The organism is Maribacter algicola, assembly GCF_003933245.1.
Classification (GTDB): Bacteria; Bacteroidota; Bacteroidia; order Flavobacteriales; family Flavobacteriaceae; genus Maribacter; species Maribacter algicola.
In genome coordinates, this window is record NZ_QUSX01000001.1 from 431,672 (window position 1) to 449,849 (window position 18,178).

The following is an 18,178-nucleotide window of genomic DNA, read 5'->3' on the forward strand; positions in this document are numbered from 1 at the left end:
GTCTACTGGTTAGACTTACGTTCTTTATTTTTGTTACAAGAAAAAACAGAAAATTCCCATCTATTTTAATTTTGGGCGAATTCGTCCGCTTTAATCGCGTTCCAGACCTTTATTTTATCACTTTTGGAAATACCGGATTTTACTTCTACGTTAATACCGTCACTTATCCCCAGTTCAATATCCCTACGTTCAAATTGTTGGTCACCGGTCTCCACTTCCACAAATGGTTTTTTGGTCTTACCATCAAACTGAACCAATGCTTCCTTAACAGCAAGAACACTATCGGCACGGGCTAGAATTATTGACGCATTGGCACTTAGTCCAGCGCGAATAAAAACGGAATCCTGTTTTTGTAATGTTCCCTTGATCTCAAACTGTATTGCTCCATTTTCAGCCTTCCCCTTTGGGGCAATGTAATCCAATACAGCTTTGAAAACAGCATTTTCAATGGCTCCAACGGTGATTTCCAATGGTAGGTCTTCCTTTATCTTCCCAACTTCGGATTCGTCTACCTTACCTTCAAAAATCATTTTGTCCACATCGGCTATGGCAGCAATGGTAGTTCCTTCATTAAAGGTATTGCTCTCGATAACCTGATTCCCTACCTCTACGGGAACTTCCAGTACCATACCGCTTACCGTAGCCCTTATTTGGGTATTTGCGGCATTTCCATAACCTTGGGTCGTTCCGGTCTTTACAATATCAAACCTCTTATTTGCAGCACCAAAAGCCTGCTTGGCCTGGTCATAGGCAACTTGGGCCCTTTCTAAATCTACTTTAGAAATGACACCTTTTGAAAAAAGATTTTTTTGACGTTCTAAATTACGTAGTTGATCGTCCAAACCTATTTTAGCCTCATCGATGGCGTTTCTGGCATCGTTCAAAGCGTTTAAATTTGGGACTACCTTAATAAGACATATTAAATCCCCGGATTTTACATAATCTCCACCTTCCACATAAATTTCCTCTATAACCCCTGAAATATTGGGCTTGATCAACACTTCTTCCAACGGCAATATACTCCCGGTGGCCACGGTCTTTTTCACAATGTTCTCCGTTGTGGGAGTCTCTGTTTCATAAACTACGGGATCCTCAGCATTTTTTTGATATAAATAGTACATCGCTCCACCGAAGGCGACTACAATGAACAGTAAAATAAAAATAGTTACTTTTTTCTTCATTTTTTAGTTGGATTGATTGATCAATATTTTAAATTCTTTCCATCATTCGTTTCTTAACGCTTCTATCGGTCTAATTTTGATAGCACTATTGGCGGGAATGAACCCAGCAAATAACCCGGACACGATTAAAATTATCAGCGCAACGGTTACCACCCCAAGGTTTACGCTCGGATTAACGAACATCATCACCGGCCCACTAATATCCAATACGTAATTGATACCATAAATAACCAAGGCTCCAAAGGCGATTCCGGTCATACCTGAAATGATGGTCAAGAATATGGACTCCATCAATATTTGCTGTTTGATGGACCATGGACTCTCCCCTAACGCGCGTCTAACACCTATTTCCTTTGTCCTTTCCTTTACCACGATCAGCATAATGTTGCTCACCCCAATGATACCGGAAAGAAGCACACATATCCCCACGAAATAAGCAATCAGCCTCAAGGCCCCAAAAAGGCTGACCACTCTTTGGAATTGTTCATTCAAATCAAAATGACCAACGGCCCGAGTATCCTCAGGATGTATTCTATGGTTTTCCTTAACAATTGTGAATATTTGCTCCTTGATATTGGTAATTGGCACTTCATCGACGGCGGTAATGGCCATCCAGCCTACATTATCCCCTCTATTAAAGGCCTGTGAAAAGGAAGTGAAAGGAATATAAATTTCCTTTTGTGCATTTTCGCTATTACCATCTGCATTCTTTTTTTTGTATGTTCCGACTACCATAAAATTAACATCGTTAATTTTTATATAGGTTCCTAGACACTCTTCATCCTTGTCATATAAACTTGACTTTACATCTACACCTATAATAGCAACCTTTCTTTTCTCGTTGATATCGCCGTAATTAAGGAAACGTCCGGAGGTAATGTCCATAGGTTCCTGCTTTATGATTTCCGGGTAGTCTCCATATACGCTAAAGGCACCTGTTTTTAAACCTCTTACCACGTTGTTGGCACCTTGAAAATTACCTAATTGATTTCTGGGGGAAACAAACCGAAGTCCATCAACGTTTTCCCAAATATCTGCCACATCATCTGTTTTATAACTGAATTCCCTATCCTTAGGAAGTCCCTTATACGCCTTTGAGGCCGTTCTCGTCCACATGAACATGGTATTTGTGGCGATATCCCCAAAATCGGCCCTTATACCATTCTCGAGTCCCTTTCCAGCGGCCAACAATATGATCAGTATAAAAATCCCCCAAAAGACACCAAAGGCCGTAAGCAATGTCCTGAACCAGTTTGTGGTTAGTACCTGCAATATTTCGTCCCATCGGTCTTTATTGAACATTTTAAGCTAATTAATCGGTTAAAACCTTGAATATCACTCTTCTTTTAAGGCTACAATCGGTTTGATTTTTGCGGCGCGCCAAGCGGGGAAAAAACCTGCTAAAGCACCGGCAAAAACCAATAATAAAACGGTTGTTATCGCAACATTAAAATTTATGGAGGGGTTGACCACATAGTCCACTTCAACATTTGGACCTATCAATTCCAACAGACCCATACTGAAAATAAGGCCTGCAAAACCCGAAACTGCAGTAACAAAGATGGCCTCATGCAGAATCATACCTACAATGGACCATGGTTTGGCACCTAAGGCTTTTCGAATACCTATTTCCCTAGTTCTTTCCTTAACGATAATCAACATTATATTGCTCACCCCAACAATACCCGCAATAATCGTACATACCCCCACGAACCAAAAGAAAAACTTGATGCCACCGATAAGGTTCATGAACCGTTGTACATTTTCTAATGTGTTAAAGGTATTTATGGCGCTCATATCATCAGGAGCCACGGTGTGCGATTGCTTTAAATATGTCTTTATTTCGTCTGTGAATTTTATGGACTCGGCAAGGGTTTTTTCAAATGTGGCTGCGGGCTTTAATGTGAAAAACATCATGTTGAGGCTATCGCCACCATTAAAAACACGCTGACCGGTGCTTAAGGGAATATAAATACGGTCTTCTTCTCGCTCGCCCCCCTTGTCGCCGTAAACGCCAATAATCTTGAAGCTTAAATCCGCTATTTTTAATTCACGCCCTACGGGCTCCTCCTCATTTTGTAATAATTCCCGATGGATTTTGTTGCTGATAACGGCAACCTTGGAAACGGACTGATGGTCCTTGTAATTTAAGAACCTCCCTTTGGAAATAAACTCATTTTCTATTTGTTGGTATTCTGGCGAAATCCCCTGAACGGAATAAGCACCTGATTCCTTTTTATAATTGATGCTTGCATTGAATACCCTAAAATTGGGTGATTTATATTCAAGTTCATCAGCATATTTATCCTCTATGTAGTCGTAATTTTCGTTTCGTAAACGTATGGGTCTGCCCGGATTCAAACCTTTATATTCTTTGGTAGTCACTTGGGTCCATACGCCAATACGATTACTGGCATCCTCCTCAAATTCTTGGGCAATACCATTTTGCATGCCCTGACCAAAACCCAATAAAATTACAAGGATAAAAATTCCGGAAGCGACCGAGATACCCGTAAGGACTGTCCGCAATTTATTTTTACGGATAGTATCGAAAATCTCTTGCCATCTTTCGATGTCGAACATTGATTGGTTTTTTGATGATTGATGAATGCAATACACGAATCGCACAATAATCAGACTAACAAGTCCGCCCAATGTTACAGATAAAGAATAAAAAAAGTGTTAAAGTTTTAAAACTGTGTTAAGATCTCATTTTGCGGTACACAAAATAGAAGACACCTGCTACGAGTATATAGGGTATGGCCATTAGGTAAACTATACCATTATTGATACCTTCCGCAGTAGTACCCGATGCCTCGCTTTCCAGTACCGCCCTGCACATGGCACATTGCGCTTCTGTTGCCGAAGGAAACAACAAAATACTAATCACGAAAACAAGAAAGAAGCCTTTGTAGTTACTTCTGGCAAATATTGGAATACGATGCGGTTTCATACTATGACTTTTTTATTCATTATGAGGCATAATATGGCGAAATCATTAAATAAACTACGACACCTGTTACCGCAACATATAGCCATATGGGAAATGTATATCTGGCCAACACCCTATGATCTTCAAATCGCCCTAAGTAGGCTTTGGCGTAGGTTCTCAGGACCAAGGGAATCAAGGCGATCGACAAAACGATATGTGTAATCAATATAAAATAGTACACATAAGAAACAAAACCTTCCCCTCCATATGGGGTTGAATCAGATGTCATATGATAAAGTATGTACATTACCAAAAAAATGAGTGAAAGACCAATATTGATTGTCATTAAATTTTGGTGTAGCACCTGCCTTTGGTTCTTGATCGCCCAAACTGCTACAACGAGTAACACAGCGGTAAGACCATTGATAGTCGCATAAATAGGTGGCAAAATGGACAAAGGTTCCACATTTGGAATTTTTATACCAAAAAGCAATGCCACCACTATAGGAATTACCACAGAGACCACAGTAATCATCCTATTGAACTTTTTCTCTTTAAGTGCGATATTATTTTCCATACTACTCCTCTAATAGTCTTTTTATGTCCTCCTTTAAGATACCTATTTGTTCCTTCTCCCCTTCACTATTCTCACCCATCTCCTCTGTAATAGCACCTCTATAATAAACGATTGGATTTCCAAAGGCGTCCTTTCTCGAACGTATATAACCGTTCTTATCTACCAATGCGAACAGACCGGAATGTTCGAAGCCCCCAGGGGCATCGGGCATTTCCGCTGCAAAAATATTGAAACCACTATTCGCCAAATCATAAATTTCCTGCTTTTTACCGGTCATCAAATGCCAATCCATATCGGTAATCCCATATTTTTCAGCGTATTCCTTTAGCACTTGCGGTGTGTCAAAATCTGGCGTAATGCTGAATGAAGCAATTCCAAAGCTTTCATCATTTACAAATTCATTCTGCAAAGCCACTAAGTTTTTGGTCATAACAGGGCATATACTAGGGCATCTGGTAAAAAAGAATTCCACAACAAATACTTTGCCCAAGTAATCCTTATCCGAAATTACCAGGCTATCTTGATTGATGAATTGAAATGATGGAACCTTCCGTTTTTTACCATTGAGCAGTACATAACTTAAACCTCCATCAGATGAAGTCGTATTCATACGGTCAATTTCGACAACATCATCAGCCTTTAGTCGCTCCACGATTCTTGGTATAAAAATTATCCCGAATATGAGTATGACCAAAGAAACCCAAACGTATGTATACTTTTTGTTCAATCGTTTTTAATTAAGATTATTTTCCTTTCTTGCCATTCTATATTCTGCAAGTATAATTTTTACATCATCGACCATCTTGTTGTTCAAGTCCGCCACGGAAGCCGTATTATAACCATATTTAATACCTTCATCCTCATCATGGTCCCTGCCTCTCAATTTTAAGTTTTTATCCACTATAAAAACATAGGGAGAACTTAGGTCGTTTTGCAGATTCAAATTAGTTCCTAGGCTTTCAAATAAACTTAAAATAGAACCCTCCTCCAAAAAGGCAAAGTTCCATTTAGTAGTTTCATCAAGACTGGAAAGCTCTTTTTTTAAATCCATTACCGCAGCCTCCGTACCTTTGGGTACTACCATCAAAAATTGGAAGTCATCAAACTCATGAAAGCGCTTATAAATCTTTTGATTCAAGTTAAAGGCATTGCCTTTTCTCCCATCCACATCCTTTCCTAGAAACCCCAAAACGGTGATTCTATTGGAAAACATGGAATTCCCAACATTTTTTGGAATTTCCGATACACCATCATTTAAAACAGGTAACCTTCCAAAATTAGTGACTCCAGACGCAAAGAATAAATATGCCACTATAGGTAAAACGAACAAAACAATCAGTACAAAGTTTTTTTTCATATAACCAGAGTCCAAATTTTCAATTTCAAGAATTTCATCTTGCGGAAATTACTATAAAACCAATGCAAAAATAAAAAAGACGGTTCGTTAACCGTCTTTCTATTTTGTTAATTATGTTCTTTTAAAACACTTAGAAATTCCATTTCACAAAACCATCCTTATATATTTCAAAAATATAATTAGCCTCTACCAACAGAATAAATACCAAATACAGGACCAAGAATATAGGTGTCCAAACTATGGCCCTCCTTAAAGCACTTTTCTCATCCCTTAGGTGCATAAAATCCCATGAAATATAATAGGCTTTCACCAATGTCAAAATGATAAAGATCCAGTTCAATAACTTCATACCCAACACATAGGTATCGGTCAGCACTGTGGGTTTGTAAATACCCAAAACAACCTCAACAGCCGTTACCAATGTCAAAAAGGCCAAAACGCCCCAAATCTTCTGGGTATTGGATTTAAACTTCCACAATCCTCTAAAAATCTCTAATTTATGTTCGTGTGCCATACTATTTTAAATAATCTTTTCTACAACCAATTTTTACACTAAATAGAAGAAAGTAAATACAAAGACCCAAACCAAATCCACAAAGTGCCAATAGAGTCCTACTTTTTCTACCATTTCATAATGTCCTCTTCGTTCATAAGTACCCAGAACGACATTAAAAAATATAATGAGGTTGATAACTACCCCGGAGAAAACGTGAAAACCGTGAAAACCTGTAATAAAGAAGAAAAAATCCGCAAACAGGCGACTACCGTATTCGTTGTGAATAAGATTAGCACCTTCAACCACCTGGGAAGCATCTGCCAGTTTTGAAAGGGATTCCTGTCTACTTAGCACTACTTTTTCGCCCTCCTCATTAATTGTCTCCGTTTTTATGGCCAAACTGGGATTTGCCTTGAATCCTTCGATTACCTCGTTCACGGTAAAACTAGTACGGGTGCCTTCTCCATAAAACCATATACCATTATTTTCCTCATGTGCAATGCGTTCGCTTGGGATAGTTTTTGCAAAATCTGCCAAAGCAACCCTATTTCCTGTCTCGGCATCCACAAACTGTAAAATCCTTCCTCCTTTGGTCTCCACAGCGCCGTAATCCCCTCGTATAAACGTTGCCCATTCCCAAGCTTGGGAGCCAACGAATATGGCACCACCAATGATAGTAGCGAACATGTACCAAATAACCGCATTCTTTTTCATTCTATGACCAGCATCCACGGCCAAAACCATAGTTACGGAAGACATGATTAATATAAAGGTCATAAAGGCAACATAAATCATAGGGTAGTTACCATGAAAGAATGGTACGTGCGTAAAAACCTCATCGGCGATGGGCCAAGTTTCCATAAACTTGAAGCGTGAAAAACCGTAAGCGGCCAAAAAACCAGAAAAGGTAAGCGCATCCGAAACCAAGAAAAACCACATCATCAACTTACCATAGCTAGCACCTAAAGGCCTATTGCCTCCCCCCCATGCATTTTCCTTAATCTCCGTTGTAACCGTCGTATCCATAGAATTATGTATCGATTTAATAAAACTTTAGCAAATTTACATTTTTTTCAACTATATAAAAGCTGAATTTGATTCAAAACTTTTTTTGTTTCAAATTATTATTTTACAAATGTCATAAATAACAATAGGTAGACCCAAAGCAGGTCCAAAAAGTGCCAAAAGGTCGCTCCCAGGGATATTCCTAGGTATTCGTCCCTTGTATACTTTCCTTTATATTGATTATATAAAACAACCAGTAGGGAAATCAGCCCGGCAACTACGTGTACAATATGCACCATGGCAATCAAAAACACATAGGATAACTTTATGGTACTTGTAGGTCCAGTAAAATAATAACCCCTCGCCACCATTTGGGAAAACCCATTAAACTGCATTAGAATAAAAGCGATTCCAAGGGCCAAGGTTCCTAACAACCAAGTTGTACCCATTTTATCATTTCCTTCCTTGACCGCCTTTTTTGCCAGTATATATGTAATACTACTAGTAATAATGATGACCGTACTTATATAGAACGAGGTTGGAAGTGCCAAGCTGCTTACCCAGTCTTCACGGGAACTACTTACTATATAGGCACTGGTCCATCCTGCAAAACCCATTAGCAAACTTACCATTCCGAACCAAAGAATCATCTTCTTTGACCTATCCCTCTTCTCCTTTTCAGTTCCTTTGGTTAAATCCATACTATATTAAATAAACTTGTCCAACACATATATAATCTGCATAAGTGTAATATAACTTACACTGGCCAACATCAATTTCCTTGCCGTAACCGAATCCCTCTTTGCATATAACTTAAGGCCATAAAATAACATAACGCCTCCAAGCAACAAAATTAGTATCGCAGCGGGAATCGAAAGCATCAACCTCCCTGTAATCCCAAACGCAGGAATTACAGATATTACCATCATCCAAATAGTGTACATGATAATTTGTAGTGCAGTACCCGTATCCTTTTTACCGGTAGGAAGCATCTTAAAACCCCCTCTTTGGTAATCTTCATGCAGCATCCAACCCAATGCCCAAAAATGGGGAAACTGCCAAAAAAATTGAATCATGAACAAGGTGCCCGGCTCAATACCAAAATCGTTTGTGGCCGCAACCCAGCCCAACATAAAAGGAATGGCACCCGGAAAAGCACCAACAAAAACCGATAGTGGTGTTTTCGTTTTTAGCGGAGTATATACACTTGTATATAAAAATATGGAGATAGCCCCAAACATGGCCGTTTTAGGGTTAAGGAGGTATAGACTAATAATCCCGAGTAAAGTTAAGCCAATGGCTATGGACATTGCCATAGAAACGGACATTCTTCCAGCGGGAATGGGCCTGTTTCTGGTCCGTTTCATCAAAGCGTCCAAATCCCTTTCAATTACTTGATTATAGGCGTTACTTGCCCCAACCATGCAATAGCCGCCAAAGGCCAATAACAAAATAGATGATACACTTACTTCATAAGCACCCAGAAGATAACCCGCAATAGAGGAAAAAACCACACTGATCGCTAGTCTTACTTTGGTAATTTCCTTGAAATCAGCAAAAATCAATGGAAATGTGATGTCTTTTGCCATACGGACCGCGGTCTTCATCCTTACACAAAATTGGACTGCAAAGATACTCTGACAAACCTTGTTCTGCAAACCCAAGTTCCTATTTTAAATAAATCTTAAGCTTCTACCAAGGATTGATATCAGGATTTGGAATAGTTCCATAAAAAAAGGTCCGAACTAAAGTTCAGACCTTTTAAAATTTTTATAATACGATTATTGTAACTTAAAGTTGATAGGAATACTAAAAGGTACACGAACCGCTCTACCTCGTTGTTTTCCGGGTGTCATTTTTGGTAACTTACCAATAATTCTAGCAGCCTCAGCTTCCAAATTTTTATCTGGTCCACGCATTCTTATGTTTCCAATGCTACCATCCTTTTGAATCACGAACATAACACTTACCCTTCCTTGGATACCCATTTCTTGGGCAATTTCCGGATAGCGGAAGTTTTTACTGATATGCTTTTGAATCATGGAATTGAAACATGCCCTTTTATCACTTTCATTTTCACAACCTGGAAAAACAGGTACATCCTCGATTACAGCAAAAGGAACGTCCACATCTTCAACCTCCTCCTCAACAACTACGTCTTCTACTTCGATGATTTCTTCCTCTTGGCTGGTCTCTGTAGACTCAATTACCGTTTCCTCAACCTCTTCTTCATCCTCGACCACCTCAATGATTTCAGGTGCAGCAGGTGGCGGTGGCGGTGGCGGTGTTTTAATCTGTTCCGTCATTGGAACTTCCTCATCCAGCAAATCATCGACATTCATTGAGATGTCATAGTTATTCACTTCATCATACGTTTTCCATTCAAAGGCTATATACGTAAGCAACATAACAGCAAAAAGACCTACTACAAAGTATAAGCTGCTATTCTTGGTCAAATCCGCCTTTGGATTCTTTTTAGGTTCCATATATCATCATTTTAGTGTTCGCTAATTTAATTAATTAATCCTTAAACATGCAATTAAAATTTTCATTTTAACTGCTCCCCTTTATAAAAAAGGCTTCTTACAAGGAACATTCCGGTAATCGCCCCCAAGGAGTTGGCCAATGCGTCCAAAATATCCCCTTGTCTGTTCACGGTAATACTATACTGTAAAACTTCAATAATCATGCCGTACATTATGGAAAATATTACCATACCCAAAAGTATGGCAGATGCTTTATACCTATGCACAAGATAATCCTTTATGGCAAAAAATCCCGTAACCACCATCACTAAGTAAAAGATAAAGTGAACCATTTTATCCAGGTGAGGAATCCTAAAGGCAAAGGATCCCATTTGCATGCCTTTAAAAGAAAATAAGCTGGAAAAAGTGACGAACACCATCCAGCTTACAAAAAGTATGTTATAAAAGAGCTTTTTAAGCACCAATCAATTCCTTATACTCCACATCACTTAATAGCGATTCTATTTCTGAACTATCGGATAATTTAATCTTCACCATCCAACCTGCACCATAGGGATCTTTGTTGACCATTTCCGGTTCGTCTTCCAAGGCGGTATTGAACTCGATAATTTCTCCCGATACAGGGGAAAAAAGATCTGACACCGTTTTTACGGCCTCAACGGTTCCAAAGATTGCCTCCTTATCCAGAGTTTCATCCAACGTGTCTACTTCTACATAAACAATATCACCCAGTTCTCCCTGGGCAAAATCAGTGATACCTACCGTAGCGACATCGCCTTCGATTTTCACCCATTCATGATCTTTGGTATACTTTAATTCAGCGGGTATTTTCATAGTCCTTATTTTTGATAGGGGACAAATGTAAATTATTCCCTAAAGGAATTCAAAAAATACTTTTACTTCTTTGAGAAATAGGTCTTACTTAATTCCCAAAATTGTACCTGAGCGTAAAGCCGGCGTTGACGGTAGTTTGCGGGAAGGCCGTAGATACGGCAAACTGGGAGAAATTATGGTCATAGAAGAACAACACGTTCAATTGCTTGCTCAATGCATAGTCCGCACCAAATTTTATGGACAATAGATTCTGGCCCGAAGTAATCTGGTTGTTGTTGATGTCCAAATTCCGAATAATGGTAATGTTGTCCCTAAGACTTACATCGGCCTTTAAATTCAGGTCACCTTTCAACCGAGTTTTGCTACCACCTATATTCGTTACAAATTGCACATCCTTTATCCTGTAACCCAACCCGACCGTGTATTCCTGACCGTTTATTTCCGTCATCAGATTATTATCAAAACTCAAGGACAATGTACGGTCCGTACGTACTTCCGCCAATACACTTACGGAATTCTGCATTTCAAAATCCAAACGAACCAAGGGATTGAACTGGTCCGTTAAAACTATATTGTTCAGAATCAGATCAGGAAGCAAATCTCCATTTTCAGTATCTACCGCTTGAATACCATCGTTTATCAATTGCTGTTTCTCTAAATTGGTCTGAAAGGAATTGATACTATACGAGGCCCTATATCCATGCTGAATCGAAAAACGCTTGAACTTTTTCTTGAACCATTTGTTCTGCATAAGTCCTGTATACTTTATGTTCCAGTTGGGAATTGGAATTTGTCTGAACACATCTAGATTCACCCTTTCTGCATCCTGACCGGTATAAGCCGCAAAGAATGCCGGTAATAATACGTCTTGCTGGGTCTTTCCATACCGCTCCGGGAAACCATCCTCATCCAAAGTTCCAGGTGTTTGCCCGCGATCGGAAACTAATCTATTCGCTATGGTAATCCTATTTTCCTTAAACTGTTCAAATGTGGCCGAATCAAACTCATCGCTCTTACCAAAGGCGGTACCAATCATCATAGTAGATATACTAAAGCTGCCCAATTGGTTTTGAAGGCCGGTCCTATTGTCCAACAAAGCTTCCAAATCATAGTTCTCCTGTATACTGTTGGAGTACTGTCTATCGGCGACCAAATCGATGGTTATATCTCTAGTGGGTTGTGCCGTGGCGGTGATATTCAATTGTTTGTTCGTTCTTCTGATAAACTGATCATTAAAATCAGGGAAAGTGGTCAACCAACCATTTCTGGCCGCCTCGAATCGAACATCGGACTGACTACCCAACACAAACCCGATCGTAGGCCTGGTGGTACCTATAAACCCGATGGACTGCGTATAACCGGGCAGTACGGTTCCGTTGTTTTCATTATAGTTAATGTTCAAACGTTTTACCATGGTCACCACATCCACAATTGTATTAAAAAGGCCACTGGTTTTTGGTTTTACCTTTTCCTCTTCCATTTTACCCTGGTTCAAAATATTGGGGCGAGCACCTGCCCCTTTTTGTGCCGTAGGGGCCTCCCTCTTTTTTAATCCGATTAGATCATAGAACTTTTGCATGGTCAAGGAAGCGGTCAACGCATGCGTATTGGCATTTTGAACCGTATTGATGCGTGCATTGGGATCATTCAATGCTTGCTGTGCCACCTCCGCAAGGGCGTCTCCCCCGCGTTGCCAATCAAAATTGCTGGTATAACTATATTGTGCGTTGATAAAATCCAAAGCCGGGATTTTGGCAAAAGGCACTTCATAATTCAATTGAATCTGTTGGGAATGCCTATTGGGCTCGCCCAAATCAAAAAAGCCGTCCCACAGTTCCAAGGTCTTATCTATTTCAGACCTTGGATCACCATCCTCTTCAAAATAGTTACGGACGATATTGTTGTTTGAAGCTGTCATATTGAATCGCAAGGACTTGGTCAGGTTATAATTGACAGCGTACTGCCAATTGAACAGATAATTCCTTTGTTGCAACTCCGGTAACGGCAAACGGTCCACACCTTCTTCCCGCACATCCCTAAAGCGCTGTGCATTGAATTGTCTATTGATGTTGGAATTGACCGATACACTTGCGGGCAACAGATTCAGGTTCAAATCCTTTAACCATTGCCAGTATTTACCCCTAAATAGCGAATCCTTTTTAGCAAAGGGAGCCACTTCTACCGGATCAAAACTGTGATTATAGACAAAGCCGGTATTGACCGATTGATCTCGAAGTTCCGCTATTTCAAAATCCCGATGCTCCGTTTCGTTGTAGGAGTAATTAAAGGTAAAGTTCTCCACATCGTAGAAATTGGCATCGGCCTCCTCGCCGCGATCTTTTCGCACCCCAATGAAGTTAATGCTGGTACGCTTGGTATAATCCTCTGCCTGTTCCCGTATTTCTTCCGCCGCTTGTTGGTCTGGGGCAGCCTCGATTAAATCGTTCAACTTTAAGTCATCATATACCGGGTCAAATTCCGGTGTTATCAACTGCTCGGATATTCCATAGTTGAAAGGTAACTGAATGCCCCACTTCTTTGGAAGCAACTGCCCTACGTTCACATTGGTCACCACGTCATAACTGGTAGCGTCTTCCCGCGCCCTTTCGTTTGGCATTTGATCAATAGATCCAAATCCGGAGGTACTCTTGCTTCCCGTGGCGGTGACGTTAGCAAAATCGGCCATATTCGCGTCCACAGCTGCTATGGCGGCCCAGCCCCCGTTATTGTCCAATCCGGCCAAGCGTAGTTCGTTGAACCAGACTTCGCCCCTTGCCGGTAAAATATCCTGGTTTTTTATACCTACCATCATACTCCGGATACTCCCCAAGGATGGATTTCCTTTAATACCGATTCGCAACCTTCCTGCGGCCCTATCGTCAAACTCGTTTACCGGAATGACTTCCCCGTTTTCAACCTCAAAAAATCGCACTTCGCTCAAATCGCCCCCTTGTATCCATGCCGATTTCACCTTGTTCAAATCGCTTAAAGCAATGTCCATTTCATTGACATCGGGCCATATCTCACTTTCCGATGCCGCAGTAAAGGGCGTAAACTGTAATGGCAATTCAATTTGATAGTAGTTTTGGGTAAAATCCGTACCTATTCGCAAGAAACCTACTAGTGGCGTGGAACTATCGGCATAATCGCTATCCACGATTTTCTCCGCATGCATGAACATCTTTATTTTTTTATACTGACGGATGTCCACGTTCAAATTCTTAAAAACAGCCCTAGAATCCCTGGATTCAAGACCCTCCACTACCAAGGACAAGGATTGCTCGTTCTGCCTTATGATCGTATTATTATTGTTCAACTGCTCCCTGGCAACGCCCGGAGGAAGGACATAGGGTATGGGAATCCTTCCGCTGTTCTCTTCAATGTTCACGGTATTCACGTCCAAGGTAGTACCGTCATCCGCCGGGTTGTTATCGATATCAGGGTCTTGCAGTGTTTTTACATAGGTCCTCCAGTCGCCCCGGACCAAATCCAAAGTGGCAAAACGTAGCACGGTTGGTCCTGAAAAACCGGTCATGTACATACGCATAAAACTGATGGACCTAAAATCTGTAATACCGCCTACAGCATCGGTAAAATCGCTAAGGGGAATTTTATACTGAATCCACCTTCTATTCAATTGGTCTCCATTGGGCAATTCCGGAGTAACACCTTCCTTGATATCCGTAACGTATTTATCGTTTATAGTGGTCCCTGGTTTAATTTGAATCCGATATTCGTAGTAGCTATTTACGGTATTCATCGTCAGGTCCCTGTCCACATCCTCCACATCGGGCAGGGTGGTAGAACCCCTATTCGTATTGGTCACCTGTACGGGCGAGTTGCCATCTGGATTATTAAAATCGAGATACCGCTCTAAAATGCCTCCTTCTCTGTTTAAATAATATTGGTAGTTGTCCAAGGCAGGATCCGGTCCCGGGTTGGCATCGTAGATGGCCGCTTCTGCTTCATCGTTCAAACCATCAAAACCTATATCCTGCAAAGTCCTATTGGGTTCGCTGGCATCAAAGGCATAGACCAAGGACTGGGTGGCCGGCACCTCTCCCCAACTGGTAGGGGCCACAAATTCGTTACTATCCACACCGGGCAATCCATTTTCATATTGTTTTTTACCATCGCGCAGTATATCTTCGGATATATTCCCTAAGTTCAAGACCAGTTCCCCCGGGCTTGTTGCCTCGCCGTCCACGTAAGGATCCAATACCCAAAACTGGACGAATTCCACGTTGGCCTGCTCAAAATTGGTACTGCTCAAAGACCGCATGATACCACCCCACTTTTGATCAGGCTGAGTATTTTGAAAATCGGGATTATTGTTATAGGGACCTTTAAGGTTTGGGTAATAGGCAATATCCAAAGTTCCCTGAACGGTTGTCTGGCCTTGGGCAATATCTACCTGCGGAAAAACCTCGTCAATAAAAACCCTACGGGTGGGGTTTGTGGAAATATCATTGTCCGTAATGGCCGTTGGCCTTTGATTCGTGTAAAAGATCGGGTCTATGGTGTACCAGGCCATTTTGGCACGTCCAAATCCGTTTTCAAGGTTGGCAGGATCTTCGGGAGAAGTACCTATCAACTGTCCACCTGGAGCAAACTCCAATGGTGTACTGGCCAAAGTCCAACCCAAGGAACCACGGATATCTATCAAGGCCTGGGCGCCTTCAAAATCATCCAAATAGGTCGTAGTTTCCCCTTGGAAATCGGCATTCTTGGGTGAATTGGGTTTTAACCAGGCAACCTCTGCACGAACCGATACATTGGATGGTACATCAGTATCAATATTGGGCAATTTGTTTGCCATTCGGGTTAACCATGGTACCTCCGTGGAAAAATTTCCATTAAGCCCAAAAATGGTATTGTTGACCGGCTCAATCCCAAAATTCGATTTTTGGGTCAACGGACGTTCATTTAGATTCAATAAAGTTCCCCCAAGCACGAAGTTTTTATTAAACTGATGTTCCAGGTTTACACCTGTAAACCTTCTGGTCTGTTGACCAAAAACGGCATTGTTCTCTACGGAAATATTGATGGGTGTATTGGAAGCTTCCAAACTGGGATCCAAAATTTGTACGGTCCCGGCCTGATAGTTCACCGTATAGTCTATTCCTTCCTGTAGTTGTCTACCTCCAGCGGTAACGGTCACAGAACCCCTGGGCACATTAAAGGCCCCAATAGGAATACCATTGTTTCCTTCGGACTTATAGCGCCCTTTTAATAGAAACTTATTTTTTTCAGGATCTTGTAGGGCCGCCGCCTTGGTGGATTCGTACATATCCCTAAAGACATATTTTTCTTGATTTTCATTAAAGGAAGCGGCATTTTCGTAATCTCCCGTACCATCATCCAAGGTTTCAAATAGGTATTGCCCAAAAGGCTCCACTTTGGTAAAAATGATACGCCCTCCTTGAATATCTACCGTAATACCGGGATAGAAATCAAAAAAACCATCTCCTCCAGGTTGCACATCGTTGTAAACATTCAATCGGTCCAAATTAAAAACGTCCAAAAGGATACGGTCCTGTAATCCTTCCGGCCAACCGGTCCCTGGACCTTCTACGACAGGGGTGATATAGTTTCTAGGCGTTGGATCAGAATAAAGGATATTCATCTTAAAGTCATCCTCGCTCAAGCGAAAGGCGCCCGTGGCATAAATATTCTTCATCATCAAATCCCATATAGGATCGCTGACGTTCGTAATATTACTTTTTAAAAGTTTTAGGACTAATGTATTGTTCTCAATTACAGGAGCGGCCCCACCGGAAATCGTGGTGGCATCCAAACCTCCATTGGCAAATTCACCTACTTGGTATACATTCCCATCAAAGGTATACTGGTAGGCGACGGCCAATACCTCATCATTGCTCAAACGCTGGTTCAAGGATATATATCCCAATTGTGTATTAAAATCATAGTCCCGCCCTTGCTCAAGTTTACGGGCATTTTCCAGGATGGCATAATCAAATCCCTGATTTGCCTGATACCCGGGTACTATGGGATTAAAACCTTGTTCAACGGTTGCAATTTCTCGAATATTATCATTTAATGCCCCACCTCCACTACTGATCAATGCAGGGTCATAGGCATTTGCTCCGTTTCTTGGCAAACCGTTCAAAGTTGATGGGAAAAATCCACTGGCCACATCCCCAGCAATTAAACCTATCCTCGTTTTTTCCTCCTCCGTTGCCCCTGAAATGGGGTCTCCATACCTAGTTTCACCCAAATCCTGCAAAGCCACAACATTACGAACATTGAGTGTTTGCTGGCTCCTGTTGGTGACCCAAACCTCCAAACGGGTTATCTGGACCTTACTTTGAATGAAGGGATATTTTTCCAAGGCCCTGTCGTAATTGTCCCGAAAGTACTGGGCCAAAAAGAAATGTCTATCCTCGTCATAATCGAGTGCCGTTAAACTAAATTCATTGATGGTCCCTCCTCCTTGGGCCACTACCGTGTTGTTCTGGGAACGCTGTTCGGAAAAAACCGCGGTGACCGTTGTTTTTCCAAACTGCAATTGCGTCTTTACCCCAAAAAGACTTTGTGCACCTTGAATCAAGGAACTGTTCAAGGGCATGTTGACATTACCAACCTCTATCTTTCTTAAAATATCATCTTCAGTAGGCGTATAGTCCAACTTCACAATATTCTGAAAATCAAAAGTCGCCTCCGTATCGTAGTTGGCATTTACCTGCAAGCGCTCCCCGATCTTGCCCAACATACTTAGACTGATGCGCTGATCAAAGTCAAAAGACAAGTTGGTCCTGTTACGGGGCGATAGGGAAGGATTGTCGTTCTTTTGCCAGATAACGCCCAAATCCATGGCAACGGATCCCTGCGGGATGACCTCTATGGTATTTCCGCCAAAGACAGATTGAAAAAAATCATTATTGATGTAAAAGTTGGGCAGCAGATTTCGTCGGGCTTCCTCACTCCCGGCCTTCTTACCGGAGTAGGCATCCGATTTTTCCTTGAAGTAGCTTTTGATTCCCTGCTTGCGAACTAGTTCATAGTACTCATCCGGAGTTAGTATAATGGGGTAGCCAATGTTAAAATCACCAATACTCTCATTATAGATATATCGGTCCAAATTGGGATCGTAAATATATTTGGAAACTATACTATCCGGATTTTCCAGTACAATCCGGCCTAGGTCATAGCCCGTTTTGACGGAATCAATTTCCTGTTCATCCGTTTCTTGGGCCTTGGATTGTTCCACAAAGCCGATAAAAACAATGAATAGGATAGTATGCTTAAAAGAATCTTTAAGTTTTTTAAATGCCCCTTGTTTCAAACTT

At 41.2% G+C, this 18,178-nt stretch carries 15 protein-coding genes; all 15 read right to left on the reverse strand.

Features of this window, described 5'->3' with window-relative positions:
* Nucleotides 1–65: 65 nt before the first annotated feature.
* Nucleotides 66–1,181 carry an efflux RND transporter periplasmic adaptor subunit gene (locus DZC72_RS01885; protein WP_125221215.1) on the reverse strand — a complete coding sequence of 372 codons (1,116 nt, stop codon included), beginning with the start codon at nt 1,179–1,181 and terminating at the stop codon, nt 66–68.
* Nucleotides 1,182–1,223: 42 nt separating this feature from the next.
* Nucleotides 1,224–2,483, reverse strand: a complete 1,260-nt coding sequence (locus tag DZC72_RS01890; protein WP_125221216.1) for an ABC transporter permease — start codon at nt 2,481–2,483, stop codon at nt 1,224–1,226.
* Between the two features lie 33 nt (nt 2,484–2,516).
* Complete coding sequence (locus DZC72_RS01895) at nt 2,517–3,764, reverse strand: ABC transporter permease (RefSeq protein WP_125221217.1); 1,248 nt, start codon at nt 3,762–3,764, stop codon at nt 2,517–2,519.
* A 118-nt stretch (nt 3,765–3,882) separates the two neighbouring features.
* Entirely contained in the window at nt 3,883–4,134 is a 252-nt protein-coding gene (locus tag DZC72_RS01900; RefSeq protein ID WP_243641620.1) for a hypothetical protein, read from the reverse strand.
* Nucleotides 4,135–4,153: 19 nt separating this feature from the next.
* On the reverse strand, nt 4,154–4,690 hold the full coding sequence (locus DZC72_RS01905) for a DUF420 domain-containing protein (RefSeq protein ID WP_125221218.1): 537 nt from the start codon (nt 4,688–4,690) through the stop codon (nt 4,154–4,156).
* A gap of 1 nt (nt 4,691) precedes the next feature.
* The gene (locus DZC72_RS01910; RefSeq protein WP_125221219.1) at nt 4,692–5,417 is read right to left on the reverse strand and encodes an SCO family protein; all 726 of its coding nucleotides are present in this window, start codon (nt 5,415–5,417) and stop codon (nt 4,692–4,694) included.
* A 6-nt stretch (nt 5,418–5,423) separates the two neighbouring features.
* Nucleotides 5,424–6,047, reverse strand: a complete 624-nt coding sequence (locus DZC72_RS01915) for a hypothetical protein (RefSeq protein WP_125221220.1) — start codon at nt 6,045–6,047, stop codon at nt 5,424–5,426.
* A gap of 130 nt (nt 6,048–6,177) precedes the next feature.
* The gene (locus DZC72_RS01920; protein WP_125221221.1) at nt 6,178–6,561 is read right to left on the reverse strand and encodes a cytochrome C oxidase subunit IV family protein; all 384 of its coding nucleotides are present in this window, start codon (nt 6,559–6,561) and stop codon (nt 6,178–6,180) included.
* A 33-nt stretch (nt 6,562–6,594) separates the two neighbouring features.
* The gene (locus DZC72_RS01925) at nt 6,595–7,569 is read right to left on the reverse strand and encodes a cytochrome c oxidase subunit 3 (protein WP_125221222.1); all 975 of its coding nucleotides are present in this window, start codon (nt 7,567–7,569) and stop codon (nt 6,595–6,597) included.
* Between the two features lie 98 nt (nt 7,570–7,667).
* On the reverse strand, nt 7,668–8,249 hold the full coding sequence (locus tag DZC72_RS01930; protein ID WP_125221223.1) for a cytochrome c oxidase subunit 3: 582 nt from the start codon (nt 8,247–8,249) through the stop codon (nt 7,668–7,670).
* Between the two features lie 6 nt (nt 8,250–8,255).
* Nucleotides 8,256–9,155 (reverse strand): heme o synthase, encoded by a 900-nt coding sequence (gene cyoE, locus DZC72_RS01935; protein ID WP_125221224.1) that lies wholly within the window; start codon nt 9,153–9,155, stop codon nt 8,256–8,258.
* Between the two features lie 174 nt (nt 9,156–9,329).
* Nucleotides 9,330–10,034 (reverse strand): energy transducer TonB, encoded by a 705-nt coding sequence (locus DZC72_RS01940; protein WP_125221225.1) that lies wholly within the window; start codon nt 10,032–10,034, stop codon nt 9,330–9,332.
* 62 nt (nt 10,035–10,096) lie between these two features.
* Nucleotides 10,097–10,453, reverse strand: coding sequence for a VanZ family protein (locus DZC72_RS01945; protein ID WP_262707259.1), 357 nt, complete (start codon nt 10,451–10,453; stop codon nt 10,097–10,099).
* 34 nt (nt 10,454–10,487) lie between these two features.
* On the reverse strand, nt 10,488–10,868 hold the full coding sequence (gene gcvH, locus DZC72_RS01950; RefSeq protein ID WP_125221227.1) for a glycine cleavage system protein GcvH: 381 nt from the start codon (nt 10,866–10,868) through the stop codon (nt 10,488–10,490).
* 88 nt (nt 10,869–10,956) lie between these two features.
* Nucleotides 10,957–18,174: a T9SS outer membrane translocon Sov/SprA gene (sov, locus tag DZC72_RS01955; protein ID WP_125221228.1), complete on the reverse strand. Its 7,218-nt coding sequence runs from the start codon at nt 18,172–18,174 to the stop codon at nt 10,957–10,959.
* Between the last annotated feature and the right edge of the window lie 4 nt (nt 18,175–18,178).